Annotated in this window: 18 protein-coding genes; 3 read left to right on the top strand and 15 right to left on the bottom strand. The window is 59.1% G+C overall.

Annotation, left to right across the window (positions count from 1 at the left end):
- Positions 1 to 35: 35 nt before the first annotated feature.
- The 7 genes from FY550_RS14255 to dksA form a co-directional block, all read right to left on the bottom strand.
- Positions 36 to 479: a GNAT family N-acetyltransferase gene (locus FY550_RS14255; protein WP_168201489.1), complete on the bottom strand. Its 444-nt coding sequence runs from the start codon at positions 477 to 479 to the stop codon at positions 36 to 38.
- Between the two features lie 20 nt (positions 480 to 499).
- Positions 500 to 1,351, bottom strand: coding sequence for a pantoate--beta-alanine ligase (gene panC / locus FY550_RS14250; RefSeq protein ID WP_070978169.1), 852 nt, complete (start codon positions 1,349 to 1,351; stop codon positions 500 to 502).
- Positions 1,352 to 1,376: 25 nt separating this feature from the next.
- Positions 1,377 to 2,168: a 3-methyl-2-oxobutanoate hydroxymethyltransferase gene (gene panB, locus FY550_RS14245; protein ID WP_070978172.1), complete on the bottom strand. Its 792-nt coding sequence runs from the start codon at positions 2,166 to 2,168 to the stop codon at positions 1,377 to 1,379.
- Between the two features lie 59 nt (positions 2,169 to 2,227).
- Positions 2,228 to 2,713: a 2-amino-4-hydroxy-6-hydroxymethyldihydropteridine diphosphokinase gene (folK, locus tag FY550_RS14240; RefSeq protein WP_070978175.1), complete on the bottom strand. Its 486-nt coding sequence runs from the start codon at positions 2,711 to 2,713 to the stop codon at positions 2,228 to 2,230.
- A 3-nt stretch (positions 2,714 to 2,716) separates the two neighbouring features.
- Positions 2,717 to 4,072, bottom strand: coding sequence for a polynucleotide adenylyltransferase PcnB (gene pcnB, locus FY550_RS14235; protein WP_325062965.1), 1,356 nt, complete (start codon positions 4,070 to 4,072; stop codon positions 2,717 to 2,719).
- An 880-nt stretch (positions 4,073 to 4,952) separates the two neighbouring features.
- Positions 4,953 to 5,843 carry a tRNA glutamyl-Q(34) synthetase GluQRS gene (gene gluQRS, locus FY550_RS14230; protein WP_070978180.1) on the bottom strand — a complete coding sequence of 297 codons (891 nt, stop codon included), beginning with the start codon at positions 5,841 to 5,843 and terminating at the stop codon, positions 4,953 to 4,955.
- A gap of 44 nt (positions 5,844 to 5,887) precedes the next feature.
- Positions 5,888 to 6,325: an RNA polymerase-binding protein DksA gene (gene dksA / locus FY550_RS14225; RefSeq protein ID WP_070978182.1), complete on the bottom strand. Its 438-nt coding sequence runs from the start codon at positions 6,323 to 6,325 to the stop codon at positions 5,888 to 5,890.
- Positions 6,326 to 6,679: 354 nt separating this feature from the next.
- Here dksA and sfsA point away from each other — a divergent pair, with 354 nt between their 5' ends.
- Positions 6,680 to 7,396, top strand: coding sequence for a DNA/RNA nuclease SfsA (gene sfsA / locus FY550_RS14220; RefSeq protein WP_149054622.1), 717 nt, complete (start codon positions 6,680 to 6,682; stop codon positions 7,394 to 7,396).
- A 29-nt stretch (positions 7,397 to 7,425) separates the two neighbouring features.
- On the opposite strand, the gene FY550_RS14215 is transcribed toward sfsA, so the two are convergent.
- The 7 genes from FY550_RS14215 to FY550_RS14185 all read right to left on the bottom strand — a co-directional run bounded on the left by FY550_RS14215 (position 7,426) and on the right by FY550_RS14185 (position 13,537).
- The gene (locus tag FY550_RS14215; RefSeq protein ID WP_070978188.1) at positions 7,426 to 7,833 is read right to left on the bottom strand and encodes an acyl-CoA thioesterase; all 408 of its coding nucleotides are present in this window, start codon (positions 7,831 to 7,833) and stop codon (positions 7,426 to 7,428) included.
- Positions 7,834 to 7,908: 75 nt separating this feature from the next.
- Positions 7,909 to 9,270, bottom strand: a complete 1,362-nt coding sequence (locus FY550_RS14210) for a hypothetical protein (RefSeq protein ID WP_070978191.1) — start codon at positions 9,268 to 9,270, stop codon at positions 7,909 to 7,911.
- 126 nt (positions 9,271 to 9,396) lie between these two features.
- Entirely contained in the window at positions 9,397 to 9,984 is a 588-nt protein-coding gene (gene metW, locus FY550_RS14205; RefSeq protein ID WP_070978193.1) for a methionine biosynthesis protein MetW, read from the bottom strand.
- Complete coding sequence (gene metX / locus FY550_RS14200; RefSeq protein WP_070978196.1) at positions 9,984 to 11,165, bottom strand: homoserine O-succinyltransferase MetX; 1,182 nt, start codon at positions 11,163 to 11,165, stop codon at positions 9,984 to 9,986. The genes metW and metX overlap by 1 nt, the downstream gene beginning before the upstream one ends.
- A 126-nt stretch (positions 11,166 to 11,291) precedes the next feature.
- The gene (locus FY550_RS14195) at positions 11,292 to 11,879 is read right to left on the bottom strand and encodes a YggT family protein (protein ID WP_070978200.1); all 588 of its coding nucleotides are present in this window, start codon (positions 11,877 to 11,879) and stop codon (positions 11,292 to 11,294) included.
- Between the two features lie 46 nt (positions 11,880 to 11,925).
- Entirely contained in the window at positions 11,926 to 12,753 is an 828-nt protein-coding gene (proC, locus tag FY550_RS14190) for a pyrroline-5-carboxylate reductase (protein ID WP_070978201.1), read from the bottom strand.
- A gap of 52 nt (positions 12,754 to 12,805) precedes the next feature.
- Complete coding sequence (locus tag FY550_RS14185) at positions 12,806 to 13,537, bottom strand: YggS family pyridoxal phosphate-dependent enzyme (protein ID WP_070978202.1); 732 nt, start codon at positions 13,535 to 13,537, stop codon at positions 12,806 to 12,808.
- 29 nt (positions 13,538 to 13,566) lie between these two features.
- On the opposite strand from FY550_RS14185, the gene FY550_RS14180 reads away from it, so the two are divergent.
- The gene (locus FY550_RS14180) at positions 13,567 to 14,580 is read left to right on the top strand and encodes a type IV pilus twitching motility protein PilT (protein ID WP_070978206.1); all 1,014 of its coding nucleotides are present in this window, start codon (positions 13,567 to 13,569) and stop codon (positions 14,578 to 14,580) included.
- A gap of 28 nt (positions 14,581 to 14,608) precedes the next feature.
- Here FY550_RS14180 and FY550_RS14175 read toward each other — a convergent pair whose 3' ends face one another.
- Positions 14,609 to 15,730 (bottom strand): anhydro-N-acetylmuramic acid kinase, encoded by a 1,122-nt coding sequence (locus tag FY550_RS14175; RefSeq protein WP_070978208.1) that lies wholly within the window; start codon positions 15,728 to 15,730, stop codon positions 14,609 to 14,611.
- A 143-nt stretch (positions 15,731 to 15,873) separates the two neighbouring features.
- Here FY550_RS14175 and tyrS point away from each other — a divergent pair, with 143 nt between their 5' ends.
- Entirely contained in the window at positions 15,874 to 17,073 is a 1,200-nt protein-coding gene (tyrS, locus tag FY550_RS14170; protein ID WP_149054621.1) for a tyrosine--tRNA ligase, read from the top strand.
- Positions 17,074 to 17,395: the final 322 nt, after the last annotated feature.

The following is a 17,395-nucleotide window of genomic DNA, read 5'->3' as shown; positions in this document are numbered from 1 at the left end:
CGGATTGAAAAACCCCCGCTCAGGCGGGGGTTTTTTCATGGCATCTCATCGGGAAACAGGATCATCGGCTGGACACCCCGTTCATTGATCGTACCGCTCTCGGTAAATCCCAGGCGATGATAGAGACGGCGTGCAGCATGGTTGTCATGATAGACATTGAGAGTGATGCGCTGTGCTCCCATGCGTGCCTGCGCTTCATGTATCAAACGTCGGCAGAGCTCTTCCCCCACGCCCCGACCCCGCTGATTGGGGGCGACCAGGATACGTGCCAGATGGCAGCGTCGGTGAGATTTTGGAGAGAACTGACCGAAGGCCAGCAGATGGCCGGATTCAACAAGGCACCAGGAGGATAGCGAAGCGCCGTCAATTTCCCGCCATAGCTGGCGTCGTTCCAGTGGCCAGCTGAGTCCCGGACCCGCCCAGTACTCAAGGGCTCGAGGCGAGTCGATCCAGTCGATGACCTTTTCGATATCGCGCAATCTCGCTTTCCGCCACCGTCTCATGAGTCGCTGGCTAGTCGACGATTATCAATCAGCCTTGTCTGGCCCAGCCTGGCGGCGACCAGGAGGACAGCGTCATCGGAGGCCTGTTCGGCAGGGGCAAGGGTTAGCGCGTTGCGCAGTTCAAGATATTCGGGCGTAAAGCCGGCCTCGCGAAGAATTTGTTCACCCTCGTGCAGCACCGTCTCGATGGTTTCACCGGCGCCAAGACGCTCGCTCATCTGTTTGAGTAGCTGTGGCAGTCGGGCTGCGCGTGCACGCTGCTGTGAATCCAGATAGGCGTTGCGAGAAGAGAGGGCCAGCATATCGTGATCGCGCACGGTGGGTACGCCGATGATGTCGATAGGGAAATGCTGATCGCGCACCAGTTTGCGAATAACCGCCAACTGTTGGAAATCCTTCTCGCCAAAGCAGGCCACATCAGGTTGGGTGATATGAAAAAGCAGGCTGACCACGGTGGCAACACCATCGAAGTGGCCGGGACGATGGGCGCCGCAGAGCCCCTCCGACACACCGGGGACATGGATCCGTGTCAGCTCGCTCTGGCCGTTGGGGTAGAGGGTCTCTGCCGCAGGGGCAAACAGGAGATCGCACCCGGCTGCTTCAAGCTGGCGACAATCCTCATCAAAGCTGCGAGGATAGCGCTCGAAATCTTCATCAGGGCCGAATTGCAGCGGATTGACAAAAATAGTGGCCACGACCCGATCGGCGTGATGTCGTGCACTATCGACCAGCGCCAGATGGCCGCGATGAAGATTGCCCATGGTCGGGACCAGCGCAATGCGCTCACCCGCCCGCCGCCAGTGGCCGAGTTGCTGCTGGAGAGAGGCGATATCGTGAAAGGTCTGCATGATGCTCGTTGTATGGCAATGAAGATCAGAAGGAGTGTTCAGGGCCCGGGAAACTGCCCGTTACCACGGCATCATGATAGGCACGAAAGGCGCCGCTCAGGCTACCGCCCTCGGCAAGAAAATCCCTGACGAAGCGTGGTGGTCGGTGCCGTGTGGCGCCCAGCATGTCATGCATGACCAGGATCTGTCCGTCAACTTCCGGCCCGGCGCCGATACCGATGACCGGTACTGATACGGCCGAACGTACTCGCTGACCGAGCTCGGCGGGCACACACTCCAGTAGAATCAACGCCGCACCGGCAGCCTCAAGCGTGAGGGCATCATCGATCAGGCGCTGTGAAGCGGCCGCTTCCCGACCCTGCACCCGATACCCCCCCAGTGCATTGACACTTTGTGGACGCAGCCCAAGATGAGCACAAACCGGTACGCCACGACGTACCAGCTCGCGGATATCGTCCGCCAGCCAGCCTTCCCCCTCGAGCTTGACCAGTTGAGCGCCGGCTCGCATCAGCTGGCCCGCCGCATTCAGAGTCTCGCCGGTGGTGGCATTGGTCATGAAGGGCAGGTCGGCCATGATCAGGCTGCTGACGCCGGCCCGGGCCACGCAGCGTGTATGATAGACCACGTCATCGAGCGTGACCGGTAACGTGCTGTCGTGTCCCTGTAAAACCATGCCCAGCGAATCGCCTACCAGCAGTACCGAGATACCGGCATCGGCGGCAAGACTTGCCAGCGTCGCGTCATAAGCTGTCAGACAGCTGAAACGGGTATTGTCACGACGGTGTGCCTGCAGGGTTGCCAAAGTGATTGCGCTCATGGTGATATCCGGTTAACCGAGTCATGGATTGAAGCATAACAGGTCCTGCAGGTGCTGCTTCAATCGTCGTCTGTCAGTGGTCTCGGATCGCCATGTCGATGAGCTGCTGCCAGTGCAGTGATGGAAGTGCCATCGGCCAGTTCAAGAGAAGGTGCCAGCTCGGCCAATGGCAGTAGCACGAAGCCGCGCTCACGCAGATAAGGATGCGGTACCGTCAGCCTTGGGTGGGCAATGGCATGCTGGTGATAGAGCAGCAGATCAAGATCCAGGGTACGCGGCCCCCAGTGACGCTGTCGTACTCGTCGATGACGCTGCTCCAGGGCTTGTAGCTGGTCCAGCAGGGCCAGCGGTGACAGGTCGGTTTCGAAGCTGGCAACGGCATTGATGAAATCGGGTTGATCTGCCGGACCGACCGGGCGGCTGCTATAGAGGGAAGACGCCCTGAACTCGCGGACCAGCGGCAGGGTGGCAAGCTCTGCCAGCGCCTGGCGGATATGCACCTTTGGCTGATCGAGGTTGCTGCCCAGCCCGACAAAGACCGCCATGATTCAGTTGCTGTCGGAAGAAGGCGTGCGTCGGCGCCGCCTTGGTGCGCGTCGCCGACGCGATTTGCCAGTGGGGCGCTGAGCGTCGCTAGCCAGGGGCTCGTCGCTCTCATCTTCCTGATGAGGGCCATGTTGCAGCTGCTGAACCATGTCGCGCTGCGCTTCATCTCCGAGATCCTGAAAACGGGTCCACCACTCGCCCAGACCGGGGGCCAGCTCACCGGCTGCTTCACGCAGCAGGAGAAAATCGTAGGCGGCCCGAAAGCGGGGGTGCTGCAGCGTCGTGAAGGCACGCTTGCCGCGTCGACGTGGCAAGCGTGCCTGCAAATCCCAGATCTCGCGCATCGGCAGGCTGAAACGCTTGGGGATTGACGTGTGCTGCAACTGACGACTGACCACCTGCTGAGTCGCCTGTTGCAGGGCCGGAACCGGTGGCATGTCGGCTTCCAGCGTGCGTGTGGTTACCGCGACTGCAGGCCAGAGCAGGGCAGCGTAGAGAAAGGCCGGTGTAACGGGCTTGTCGGCGCGGATTCGGGTATCGGTATTGGCCAGTGCCTGTTCGATCATGGGCGCTGCCCAATCCAGCTCTTCGAGGCTTTCTTCAGTGCCGGGGAAGAGCATGGCAAACAGGCCATAGTGCTGCAGTATTCGCCAGGTCGAGACGGCATGACCGCTGAGAAAGAGCTTCAGTACTTCCTCGAACAGCCGGGCCGGTGGAATCTGCAGCAGCAGTGGCGCCAGTTCATGGATCGGATCGCCGGTTGCCGCGTCGATGGAGAAATCGAGTTTGGCGGCAAAGCGCACTGCGCGCAGCATGCGCACCGGGTCTTCGCGATAGCGTACTTCCGGATCACCGATCAGCCTCAGACGACGCGCCTCGAGATCCTCGAGACCGCCTGTCCAGTCATGGATCGAGAAATCGCTGATGCTGTAATACAGGGCATTAACCGTAAAATCGCGCCGAATGGCATCTTCGTCGACACTACCCCAGACATTGTCTCTCAGTAGCAATCCAGCATCGGATTGGCGTGCCAGGTTGTCGTCATGCTCCTCGCCCGGGGTCCCGCGAAAGGTCGTGACTTCAATGATTTCGCGACCGAAGCGGACATGCACAATACGAAAGCGACGGCCGATGACCCGCGCATTGCGAAACAGCTGTCGAACCTGTTCCGGCGTGGCACTGGTGGCAACATCGAAGTCCTTCGGCATGAAGCCCAGCAGGGAATCCCGCACACATCCGCCTACCAGGTAGGCTTCGAAGCCCGCCTGATCGAGGCGATAAAGGACCTTGAGCGCATTCTCGCTGAGCATTCTGCGTGATACAGGATGCTCGTCACGGGGCAGCACATGTGGTGTCAAACGGGTGCCCTGTCGACTGGATGGGGTATTCAAACGTGTCGCAATGCCTTGCAGAACGTATCGAGTGTGAAAGCGTCGTGCATCCTGTGGATGCTCGCTTGACGAGGCCCCAGTCTAGCCGAGCAGTCGGAACAGGGAAAGCGTCAGTGGCTGCAATGAAAAGGGGAGGCACATGGCCTCCCCGCAAAACCTGTCTTGTCGTGATTTTTCGTGATGGCTCATCGCCCTGAATACGCAACGCGTCCGCAGTTAATGTCTCGATACGAATATCCCGAATATTGTTTTTATTAGCGCGATACCCGCTGCGACCGCCTCGTATTCAAAACAATTATTCAGCCACGACAGCAGTCAGTCATCTGCTCTGTTCCGATTGTTGTTATTGGCCGGAACATTCCGAACGCTGTGATTGTTCTTGTTGTTACAGCGTTTCGGTATCGCGTACTGCTTTTCACCCGGAACATTATTGTTGTTGTCCTCCGGTGATACCCGAAGCCATTATTCTTGTTGGAGCTGGAGTATCCGGTAAACCAACGGCGCCCAATTGTTATTGTTGTCATCGGGCCCGGCAGCTTCGAGAGGCGATTGTTGTTGTTGAAGCCTGTCGAAAGAGCATGTTGTTTTTCTTGGTTTATCTAGAGCAGCACTCGTGCCATTTTCAAAAAAATCATTCAAAAACAGCGAATTGCATTTTGTTTGGATTGTTTGTTTGGCCATCGGGCGCTTTTGTTGGCTGATTCGAGCCCCCTGATGGTGCATTCTGGTGCATGCCTTGCTCGGTTGCGGTGCGTAACCGATCCGATTCACATGGTACGGATTCCGAGTGAAATTAAAATGACGACCATGGTCGATACCCGAGGGGCGGGTCTCGCTGGTTCACTGCTCAGGAGAAACCCGGATCGACCCATTGATCGGTACACCCGAGACGCTCTGTTGACCAGTGGGTGGCGGCCCAGGCGAGCTGCTGAGCAACGGGATAATCGGCCAGCTCTTCAGCAGGTTGCTGTCCCAGGGCCGTAAGTGCGCGGTGTAGTAACAGGCGTGGTGCATCCCCCTCGACCGGCAGGGCGGGTGCCAGATTCTGTTTGGAGAGCTTCTGGCCGTTGGCGGCCACAATCAGCGGCAGATGAAGGTAGCGTGGTGCTGTCATGCCCAGCGCCAGCTGCAAATGACGCTGCCAGGGTGTGTTGTCGAGCAGATCCATGCCACGCACGATGTCGGTGATCTGCTGGTCGGCATCATCGACCACCACGGCCAGCTGATAAGCCCAGATGCCATCGCGGCGCCTGAGGATGACATCTCCGGCGTGATCAAGGGGCCAGCACTGCCTGCCAAGCCGACGATCCTCCCAGACAATCTCTGATGCGCCGATATCGGTGCGCAACCGCCATGCCAGATCGCGGTCCGGTTGTCGGGGCGACTGGCGACACCAGCCAGGATAGCGCTGATACCCGGACAATTCGCGGCGGGTGCAGCTGCAGGGGTAGGCCATGCCCTGACTGCGCAAGCGCTCCAGCGCCTGCCGGTAGGCCTCATGGCGAGTATGCTGATACATGATGGGGCCGTCATAATACAGGCCAAAGGCCTCGAGCTGACGACGAATGGTGTCGATGGCCTGCTGCGAGCTTCGAGGTGTGTCGACATCCTCGATGCGTAGATACCAGCAACCGTTGACCGATCGGGCATCCAGCCAGCTGGCCAGTGCGGCAATCAGCGAGCCGAAATGCAATGGACCGGAAGGGGTAGGAGCAAAGCGGCCAATATACCGGGGCATACACGGAAAACCAGAGTGGCACGGCCAGGCCGTGCCGGAAGGGGTCAGCTACCGAGCTGCTTTTCCTTGAGCTCGGAAAGGGTCTTGCAGTCAACGCACAAGGTAGCCGTGGGCCGCGCTTCAAGGCGACGGATACCGATTTCAACGCCACAGGCCTCACAAAAACCGTAGTCGTCTTCGTCAATGCGTTCGATGGTCTCGTTGATCTTCTTCAGCAGTTTGCGTTCCCGGTCGCGGGTGCGCAGTTCGAGATTGAATCCCTCTTCCTGGGTAGCGCGATCGGCAGGGTCAGCATAATTGTTGGCTTCTTCCTGCAGATGCTGCACGGTGCGATCGACCTCTTCCATGAGCTCGCGCTTCCAGGCCAGCAGGATGTTGCGAAAATGCGCCAGCTGCTGGTCATTCATGTACTCTTCATTCGGCTCCGGTTGATACGGAGTGAACTTTTCGAGTGCTTGCGGCTGCTGCTCGGCTACTGCCATGGGAGAGTGCCTCACTGATAATGTGACTACGTGGCAGTCGTGCCACCCGGGGCGCAATACTGCCATTGAATCACGGCGTCCTGATGAACCCGGATGCCTGAAGGAGTGCTATTTAGCGAAAAGTGGCTCCTTTTGCAACCATCAATGTGTGCGTAATGGTCGAATATCCGCTCTTGTTCACCGCCATACCGGGCGGGAGCGGGCCACAGCAGGACAGGCGGCAGACAGGAGTATTCAGATGGGGTTCAGGCACGGGCGGAGTCTGGTACGGGCCGATTCGACTGGGGAAGGATCGGAAGATGAGCTTGATCGGAAGGCTGGCATTTGTCGAGCCACTGTGCAGCAGGTTGCGTCATGAGGCTGCCGGCTCTGACCGAAGGAGTGCTGCTGCGTCGCTATAAGCGCTTTCTGGCCGACATCCGACTCTCGGATGGTCGGGAGGTGGTCGCTCATTGCCCCAATACCGGCTCTATGCGAGCGGTTAATATTCCCGGCTGCCGGGTTTGGGTATCGCACTCGAGCGCTCCGCATCGCAAGCTGTCGTGGACCTGGGAGCTGATCGAGCTGCCCGATGGGGCGATGGCTTCCGTGCATACCGGGCGTACCAATGCCGTTATCGAGCAGGCATTCATTCGGCAACATCTCCCATCATTCGAGGGATATCAAACGCAGCGGCGGGAGGTCAGAGTGGCAGGGGCCAGGCTCGACTTCTGTCTGCAGGAACATATCGATCAGTTACCGGCAGCTTTCGTCGAGGTCAAGCAGGTCACCTTGCACGAGGGGAGTGGTCTGGGATGCTTCCCGGATGCCGTCAGCGAGCGCGGGCGGCGTCATCTGGAAAGTCTGATGGCGCTGTCGGCTGAGGGCTGGCGGGCCGTGCTGCTGTTCTGTGTGGCGCATACCGGCATTGAACGCGTGGCACCGGCCCGCCACATCGATCCACGTTATGCCGAGACTCTGGCGGAGGCCAGGCGGCAGGGCGTGGAAGTGCTGGCGGTGGGCTGCGACATCACGCCCGGGGAAATCGGGGTGAAACGGATGCTGCCGATCGTGATGGATGAACACCCCTGATGTGAGCGCCGCATCAGGGGGCGCCGTTGTCAGGTGGCTCGATCAGCATCCTCGAGCGTGCGATCACGCAGGTAGGTGATATGTGTCTTGCCGTGCGGAGTGGGTCTGCCATCTTCACCCATGTTGACGAAGACAATTTCATCGATGGTAAGAATGTTCTTCTGGGTAATCTTGTTGCGAACTACGCAGTGCAGCGTCAGTGATGTGGTGCCAAAGTGGGTAGCTGTAATACCCAGCTCGATGATATCGCCCTGGCGTGCACTGGAAACGAAGTTGATCGAAGACATGTACTTGGTCACGACCCGCGAATTGCCCAGCTGGATTACGGCATAGATGGCCGCTTCCTCATCGATCCAGCGTAACAGACTGCCGCCGAACAGGCTGCCGTTGGGGTTGAGATCCTCGGGCTTGATCCACTTGCGAGTATGGAAATTCATGCGGCCCTCCGCGGCGTCGATGTCGATGCAGGATGATAACGCAGTGACGAGGGGGATTCGACTTTGGTCCAGGGGTCAGCGCTGCCATTCACGAATGGCTGATAGCGGGGCAGGACGGCATGTTGGCAGTGCACGCGCCATGGCATCAAGTGCGGCATCACCCTGATGGTGGCCCACCTGATCAACCCACCACTGGCGATGTACGCCACGAACCCTGACCGGTAATGTGCTGATGCCCAGCACCTGGGCCATGGCCAGCCGATGCAGCCCCTTGTTGATCTTGACGATCTGGCCATGACGATCAATGGCGACTCCCAGCCGATCCTTGCCCAGACCGGCATCGAAACCGAAGCAGGCCATGTCTTCCAGATAAAGATGATAAATACGCAGCCAGCGCAGGATGCGCTCGGGCGTATCAAGCGATACTCCCTTGTGGTGTGATCGCCATGGCCGGCCCTGGTGCAGGCGCTCCATGTAATGCTGATAGGCATCACTTTGTGCAAGATCAAGTCGGTGCTGCCAGATATCGGCAATGAAGCGATAGGCCTTGCCGGTACGCACATCCGACAGCCGATGATCCCAGTTACCCTGCCAGATGAACTGATTGGCCAGGCGACGCCGTTCCGCACGATCGGGAAAGGAAACCGAACAGAGCAGGTCCTGTGGCGACAGTGAGAGATCGAGTCGGGCATCGAGGCGCTCTTCTACACTGCGCCGGGGGAGACCCAGTGCTTCCAGCCGGGCCCCTTTCCAGCCCTTGCACCAACGCTCGAACCAGGCATCTTCCAGGGGCCTGCCGATCAGATGCTTGAAGCCCTCACGAAATCGGTATTGCAGCCGCGCTCGCGCAATGGGCCAGCGCAGTGCCGGGTGATAAAGCGATCCGAAGATCGTTTCACCTGCCGGCATGCCCTCGGTACCGGAGTTGGGTGGAAGATAACCGATGGTGGTATCGATACGTTTCAGCAGGGCATCGGAGGGCGCAGCGACGGGAAGAGCCGCTGCCAGCGCCGGCAGCTCGGAAGTCGGGTCCGCCGGGGAGGATCGTGTCAGTCGTGGTTGCAGCGCCCGGGCAATGTGATCGACCGCGTTTTCGGCATCTTCAGCGAGCGGCCATGCCTCAAGAGCCCGCAGCTGATTGGCCAGGCGTGAGCAGAATATGCGCCATAACCAGTGGCGGGCATGGCCTCCCTCGGATGAAAAGCGTCGGGCATTCTTCCAGCCCAGCACCAGGGCGTCATGGACGACCTGATCACAGTGTGAGGGGGTTGTCATGAATGCCCGACTGACTGCCAGCATCAGCGGCAGTTCGACATCACGCAATTGCCTGAAGGCGGTCGTATCGCCCATGGCACAGCGATGAAGGAGGATGTTGTCGTCTCTGGAGACACCAATATCGGTTGGCGCCGGGCTGTGAAGCGATTCCGGAAGGGGCATGAGCGCTGTCGAATAATACTGGAGTATCCCGAATTTTATCATGAAACGGCGTTCGACAGCTGTGCTGTTAGCAGTCCTGCCAGCTTTGTCCCGAAACCTGGTATCTGTTAGACGACATCAACGGTGTCAGCGACGCACCCGGAAGATGGCCACCTGACCGAACAGGTTGGGCCAGCGCTGCGCCCGCCAATACTCGCGGTGGCCATTCCCCACGGCCCGATCGGTAATGGTATGGCCCCGTTCACGGCAGAGTTGTTCGAAGTCACGGAAGGTCGACAGGTGGATATTGGGGGTGTCGTACCACTGGTGAGGGAGCGCATTCGACACCGGCATCCGGCCGCGCAGGCCCAGATGCAGTCGATGACGCCACCATGCAAAGTTGGGAAAGGTGATAATGCATTCACGGGCGACTCGAAGCATCTCTTCGAGCATCAGGTCCGGTCGTCGCAATACCTGAAGTGCCTGGGTCATGACCACCAGGTCGAAGGCATCATCGGGGATATTGGTCAGGCCCTGATCAAGATCCTGTTCAATGACATTGACCCCTTTCTCCAGACATGCACTGATCCCGTCATGGTCAATTTCCAGCCCATAACCGCTGACCTGTTTATTCTGATGCAGTGCTGCCAGCAGGGTGCCATCACCACAACCGAGGTCGAGCACCCTGGCCCCTTCGGGGACCCAGCGGTGAATCAGGGTAAGATCGCTGCGCATCAGCCTGATACTCCCGATCGCGTTGTCTCACCCCTTTCAGCCGTCTCGGCAGCCACGCGCTTCATGAACCCGCCCAGGGCGGCCTCATAACGAGGGTTGGGAAGCAGAAAAGCGTCATGGCCGTAGGGTGAGTCGATATTGACATAGCTGACCGGCTTGTCGGCATGCAGCAGAGCATCCACCAGCTCTCTGGAGCGACTCGGTGCGAAACGCCAGTCACTGGTGAAACTGATTACCAGAAAGCGGCATTGCGCCGGTGAGAGTGCTGCTACCAGGTCATTGCCATGCGTACCGGCGGGGTCGAAATAATCCAGCGCCTTGGTCATCAGAAGATAGGTGTTGGCATCGAAGCGAGTGGAGAAGGTGTCTCCCTGATAGCGCAGATAGGACTCAACTTCGAATTCCACGTCATAGCCGAAGTTGGGACTCTCGGTACGCAGATCACGACCGAACTTGGTGCCCATCGCATCTTCCGAAAGATAGGTGATGTGGCCGACCATGCGTGCCAGACGCAGACCATGACGCGGCACCACACCGTGTTCGGCGTACCAGCCATCATGAAATTCGGGATCGGAGCGAATGGCCTGACGAGCAACTTCATTGAAGGCAATGTTCTGGGCAGAGAGGCGTGTCGTGGCAGCGATCACCACGGCATTGGCAATGCGCTCCGGATAGCTCAGTGCCCATTGAAGTACCTGCATGCCGCCCAGGCTACCACCCACCACCGCGGCGAACCGTTCAATACCCAGCCGGTCGGCAAGCATGGCCTGGCTGTTGACCCAGTCGGGCACCGTCATCAGTGGGAAGTCCGGACCCCACAGACGACCGCTTTCTCGATTGACACTGGTCGGCCCGGTGCTGCCATGGCAGCCACCCAGGTTGTTGATGACAATGACGAAAAAACGACGGGTGTCGATCGATTTGCCAGGGCCGATATGAGCATCCCACCAGCCCGGCTTGCGGTCGTCGACATGATGGTAGCCGGCAGCATGGTGATGGCCTGACAACGCGTGGCAGACCAGCACGGCATTGCTGCGCTCGTCATTGAGTTCGCCATAGGTTTCGTAGACCAGCTCCCATTCCGGCAGGACGCGGCCACAGGCGAGTTCAAGCGGCGTATCGAAGCAAGCCGTGCTGGGTGTGACCAGGCCGACCGAAGCGGCAGACGAGGTGTCAGGCATTCGACGATGGTATCCGCGGTTGGGTTCAACAGGCGTGTCCTGACCGAAGTCGGCGGCACTCTGACAGGCGTCCCCTGGGTGATCGACACGAGGACGCACTGTAGCACATCAAACAGCTGTCTCGGGTCAGAACCCGACCAGCGCTCCCAGCCCTGATGCGCGACTCAGTGAGCCGACCACCAGGCTGTCGATGACATTGATCAACAGAAAGACCACGATCGGTGAGAGATCGATCATGCCCAACGGAGGAATAATGCGACGAACCGGCGCCATGATCGGTTCGGTGATCTGCATGACCAGCAGCGCGCCGGGGTGACTGGCACGTGGCGCCACCCAGCTGAGAATGATCATGATGATCAGAGCGAAGAAATAGATCTTGAGAATGGCATTGGCAACGCCGGCTACTGCCGCCAGTAGCAGATTGATGATCGGCGGCACGCCATAACCGACGATCCACAGCACCAGAATGATACCGATCGCCTTGACTACCAGACCCACCACCAGCGTGGCGACATCAATGGGACCCATTGGTCGCAGTACCTTCTGCACCGGGGCCACCAGTGGAGAGGTCGCCTTGACCACACCCTGGCTGATGGGATTGTAGTAGTCGGCTTTCGAAGCATGCAGCAGAAAGCGCAGCATCAGCACGAACAGGTACAGATTGATCAGAGTGTTGATCAGCATTATGCCGGTATTGCCCAGCTGGGTCCCCATGGGAGCTCTCCGTCGTGACAGGGTGGCGGAAATCGGTTGATGTTGTTCAGCGCTGCTGGAGTTCTCGGGCCAGCTCTTCGGCCCGATCGAAGCAGGCCCGGGTCGCATCATCGACGATGCGCTCCAGACCGGCCTGCTCGAAGCAGTGAATCGCTCGCTCAGTGGTGCCTTTCGGCGACATCACCTGTTGCTTGAGGGTTTCGGGATCGTATTCGCTCTGATCGGCCATGCGTGCTGCGCCCAGTGCTGTCTGAATGGCCAGCCGGCGTGAGCTGTCCGGAGACAGCCCACGTGCTACCCCGGCTTTTTCCAGGGCCTCGATCATGTAGAAAAAGTAGGCCGGGGCGCTGCCGGCAATGGCGGTGACGGCGCTAAGCAGCGTCTCTTCTTCGACCCACTCGACAATGCCCACGGCGCGCATCAGCGACTCGGCCAGTTCACGCTGCTCGGCACTGACCTGCTGACCGGCAAACAATCCGCTGGCACCGGTGCCTACCAGAGAAGGGGTGTTGGGCATGCAGCGCACGATGGGCAGAGTGGGATCATCGAGCCAGTCAGCCAGGGTGTCGACGGTGATACCGGCGGCTACCGAGATGATCAGCGGGCGGCCGATGGCGAGCGCTTCACCAAGTGACTGGCATACATTACGCATGAGTTGTGGCTTGACTGCCAGGATGACTACATCGGCGTCTGCCACTGCCCCGGCGTTATCGGTAGTGACATTGATGCCATAGCGCGCCGCCAGCGTGTCGAGCGTTTGTTGATGACGTGCAGTAGCGGTAATGGCATCAGCGGGGTAGCCGCTCTCGATCAGTCCGCCAAAAATGGCACGGGCCATATTGCCGGCCCCGATAAAGGTAATTTGGCTTGCCATGTAGTGAATTCCTGTAGCTGCATGAATGACGTGCGAAACTGACCACTGATTTTCAGGGGGTTGGCCGGGCGCCGAAAATGGCACTACCGATCCGAACCAGTGTGGCACCTTCCAGAATGGCCGCTTCGAGGTCATTGCTCATGCCCATCGAAAGCGTATCGAGTGGCGCCTCCGGAAACCTTTCCTGCAACCGGGAGAGCGCTTCACGCAGCTGACGAAAGGCCAGACGCTGGGTCTCGTGGTCTTTGCTGGCGGCCGGGATGGCCATCAATCCGCGCAGGGAGAGGTTGGGCAGTTCCAGCACGCTTTCTGCCAGCGCGGGTAACGCCTCGAAAGTGGTGCCGGCTTTGCCGGACTCATCATTGACATTGACCTGCAGGCAGATGTTGAGCGGCTGTTGCGTCCCGAGACGCTGATCGCTGAGTCGTCGTGCGATCTTCTCCCGATCGACGGTATGGACCCACTCGAAATGCTCGGCGACCTCCCGGGTCTTGTTGGACTGGAGCGCGCCAATGAAGTGCCATTCCAGCGGCAGATCCTGCAGCATCTGTTGTTTCTCCAGTGCTTCCTGCAGGTAGTTTTCGCCAAAGGCAAGCTGACCTGTCGCATAGGCTGCCCGGATCGCTGATGCTGGCTGTGTCTTGCTGACCGCCAGCAGACGTGCGCTATCAACAGGGCGACCGGCAGCGTCCAGGGCCTGCTCAAGCCGATGCCGTACCCGGACGATATGGTCTTCGATAGTGCTGCTTGTGCCGGCGGATGGCCGGTTGTAATGCTCTGTCATCCATCCAGGTCCGAAGGAGTGCAAGTTGAATGGATATTACCGAACTGCTGGCATTTTCGGCAAAGCAGAAGGCCTCCGACCTGCATCTGTCGGCCGGCCTGCCACCGATGATCCGCATTGATGGTGATATTCGACGCCTCAATGTGCCGCCGCTGGATGATAGTGCGGTACGTGCCCTGTTGCACTCCGTGATGACTGACCCGCAACGAGCGGAGTACGAAACAGCGCTGGAAATCGATTTCTCCTTCGAGCTGTCAGGTGTCTCGCGCTTTCGTGTCAATGTGTTCACCCAACAGCGTGGTGCAGCCGGGGTGTTCAGGACCATTCCCGCCACCGTGCCCGAGCTTGAGGAGCTCGGCCTGGGCGAAGTGTTTCGTCAGCTGGCGTCGCTCAAACATGGTCTGGTACTGGTCACCGGGCCTACCGGCTCAGGCAAGTCCACTACGCTGGCGGCAATGCTCGATTACATCAATCGAAATCGTCATGAGCATATCCTCACCATCGAAGATCCCATCGAATTTGTACACACGGCACGACGTTGCCTGATCAACCAGCGCGAAGCCGGACGGGACACCCATGGGGTGGCTGCGGCGCTGCGTTCGGCCTTGCGGGAAGACCCGGATGTCATTCTGGTGGGAGAGCTGCGCGATCTGGAAACCATTCGGCTGGCGCTGACCGCCGCCGAGACCGGGCATGTGGTGTTTGCCACTCTGCATACCACCTCGGCAGCGCGTACGGTGGATCGCATTGTCGATGTCTTCCCGGGGGAAGAAAAATCGATGGTGCGCTCGATGCTTTCCGAATCGCTGCAGGGCGTGATCTCCCAAACGTTGCTCAAACGGATCGGTGGCGGTCGCGTAGCGGCGCATGAAGTTCTGGTAGCCACGCCCGCCATTCGCAATCTGATCCGTGAAGACAAGGTGGCGCAGATTTACTCGGCACTGCAGACCGGGGGCGGAGCAGGCATGCAGACCATGGAGGCGGCCATCAATCGGCTGGCTACCGAGGGCCTGATCGTCCATGGCGGTCACGCGACCGAATGATTCCTCTGCCGGGTGGTTGCTTGCATACTCAGCGGGCGTAGAGGCCGCCCAGAACACGTGCACCCTGTGCACCGGTAACGGTTGCCAGATTGCCGGGTTGACCGTTCAGTCGTCGCCAGGCCAGCCAGGCAAAGGCGCCTGCTTCCAGCCAGTCCGGTGACCAACCCAGGTGTTCGCAGGGGAGCAGCGTCATCGGTGCCAGCAGTGCCGTGAGTCGCTCGATGAGGCAGTGGTTGTGCGCACCGCCTCCGCAAGGCACCACGCTGACAGGGTGAGCGTTCGAACTTGTGGACAGGCCCATGACAATGCCGTCGCGAATACTTTTGGCTGTCAGTTCCAGCAGGGTGGCCTGTACATCCTCTGGCATTTCCTGCCCGGTCAGTTGTTCATCCAGCCACTGTTGATGAAAGTGCTCCCGACCGGTGCTGCGCGGTGGCGGACGATGAAAGAAGGGGTCAGCCAGCAGTCGCTGCAGCAGGGCATTGTTCACCCGGCCGGTCGCTGCCCAGGCGCCATCGCGGTCGAAAGTGCCGGCATGATGACGGGCATACCAGCCATCCATCAGCGCATTGGCCGGGCCGGTATCGAATCCGGTGATCAGATGAGTACTCCCTGTGGGAGGGAGCAGGGAGACATTGGCAAAGCCACCAAGGTTGAGCAGTACCCGCCATTCCAGAGGATCGCGAAACAGAGCGGCGTGGAAGGCCGGCGCCAGTGGCGCGCCCTGTCCTCCGGCAGCCAGGTCGCGGCGACGAAAGTCTCCGACTACCGGGCAGCCGGTCAGTTCGGCCAGCAGGCTGGGATTGTCGAGCTGGCAGGTCCAGGGAAAATCGTCATCAGGACGATGCTCAATGGTTTGTCCGTGGCTGCCGATCGCCGCAATCTCTTCCGCTTTTGTATCGGCCTGGGTCAGCAGGGCGGCGACAGTCTCGGCCTGTAACCGGGTAAACTGCGTCTCCAGTCGTGCCAGATGCGCGAAGCTCACTGTATCGGCGTGGGTCAGCTCCCACAATGCCTGGCGCAATTCATCCGGCATGACCTCACCGTGAGTAGCCAGTAACCGGGGAGGATGGTCGTCGCTGCAGCGCACCAGAGCTGCATCAATACCGTCCAGACTGGTACCCGACATCAGTCCGATCATCAGGGGCATCGCATCTCTCCGATAAGGCCATGATCAGCGCTGGTACTGCGCTGAATCGCTCTCTGCGGGCATGCTATCATGCGTGTCCTGGAACCGCCGGGTCCCGTCAGGGCCGAGGGGGGGGTCGATATCACGATCGGAAGAGGCAGAACATGACCGAGGTCGCCGAGGCGCTGGCAGTAATCAAGCGTGGTGCGCATGAAATCCTGGTAGAGGAAGAGCTCGAACGGAAACTGGCTTCCGGGCGCAAGCTACGTATCAAGGCCGGTTTCGATCCCACGGCGCCCGATCTGCACCTGGGGCATACGGTGTTGATCAACAAGCTCCGTCAGTTTCAGGATCTGGGACATGAGGTGCTGTTCCTGATTGGCGATTTCACCGGCCGGATTGGTGACCCCACCGGCAAGAGTGTGACGCGCAAACCATTAACGGAAGAAGAAGTCCGGGCCAACGCGCACACCTATCAGGAACAGGTCTTCAGGATTCTGCATCCCGAGCAGACCCGGGTGGTATTCAATGCCGAGTGGATGAGCAAGCTGTCAGCAGCTGACATGATCGAATTGGCGGCTCAGTCAACCGTGGCACGCATGCTGGAGCGGGACGATTTCGAAAAGCGCTACCGAGGCAACCAGGCGATTGCCATTCACGAGTTCCTCTATCCATTGATTCAGGGATATGACTCGGTGGCCCTGGAAGCGGATGTCGAGCTGGGAGGGACCGATCAGAAATTCAATCTGCTGATGGGCCGTGAGCTGCAGAAGCACTATGGTCAGGAACCGCAGGTCGTGATCACCATGCCCTTGCTTGAAGGGCTCGACGGTGTGCAGAAAATGTCCAAGTCGCTGGGCAACTACGTCGGCATCACGGATCGGCCGGGGGAGATGTTCAACAAGATTGTTTCCATGCCCGACAGTCTGATGTGGCGCTATTTCGAGCTTTTGTCACTCAAGCCCATGTCGGAGGTACGCGAACTGATGGGACAGGTGGAAGCAGGGGCCAATCCGCGCGATATCAAGATGGTACTGGCACGTGAACTGGTGGCGCGTTTCCATGGTGAAGAGGCAGCTGCCAGTGCTCATCGCTCCAGTGGCAATCAGATGGCCGAGGGCGAATTGCCCGAGGATCTGCCAGAAGTAACGGTCGACCTGGAAGGTCAGGCACGTATGCCAATCGGGGCAATCCTCAATCGAGCTGGCCTGGTGACAAACAGCGCTCAAGCGAAGGATATGCTCAATAATGGAAGAGTATGGGTCGATGGCGAAGTGGTTGCGCGGGATCGAATGCTGGAAGCTGGTGCCACGCACGTGATTCAGGCCGGCAAGAAACGTTTTGCCCGGGTCATCTTGCAGTAATGAAACTGTCGTTTTTGTACAAGCCTTGAGTGAGGCAGGGGTGCAGGCAATAAAAAGTTGGACAAGTCCGGTACATGTATGTAGAGTAAATTCCACATCGAGGCGGTACAGGATGTATCAGCAGCCATGGAATGGCGACGCTCGATGACTTTTTGCAGCAGGCGCCACGGAAGGTGCCTATGACGGCCAGGAAGGCCATTATTGCGGGGCCTGCAGTCATGTGCTGCAGGCCCTTTTGTTTTTTTGCGTCTCTCGCTCTCGGTAATAGCGCTGGTCAGTCATGAATATGTGGCTCTGAATTTTTTCTGACGTCGGGGGTTGT

It is taken from the genome of Kushneria phosphatilytica (genome assembly GCF_008247605.1).
Classification (GTDB): domain Bacteria; phylum Pseudomonadota; class Gammaproteobacteria; order Pseudomonadales; family Halomonadaceae; genus Kushneria; species Kushneria phosphatilytica.
The sequence above is the reverse complement of the archived record's forward strand: the minus strand, read 5'-3'. Positions and strand labels throughout refer to the sequence as shown.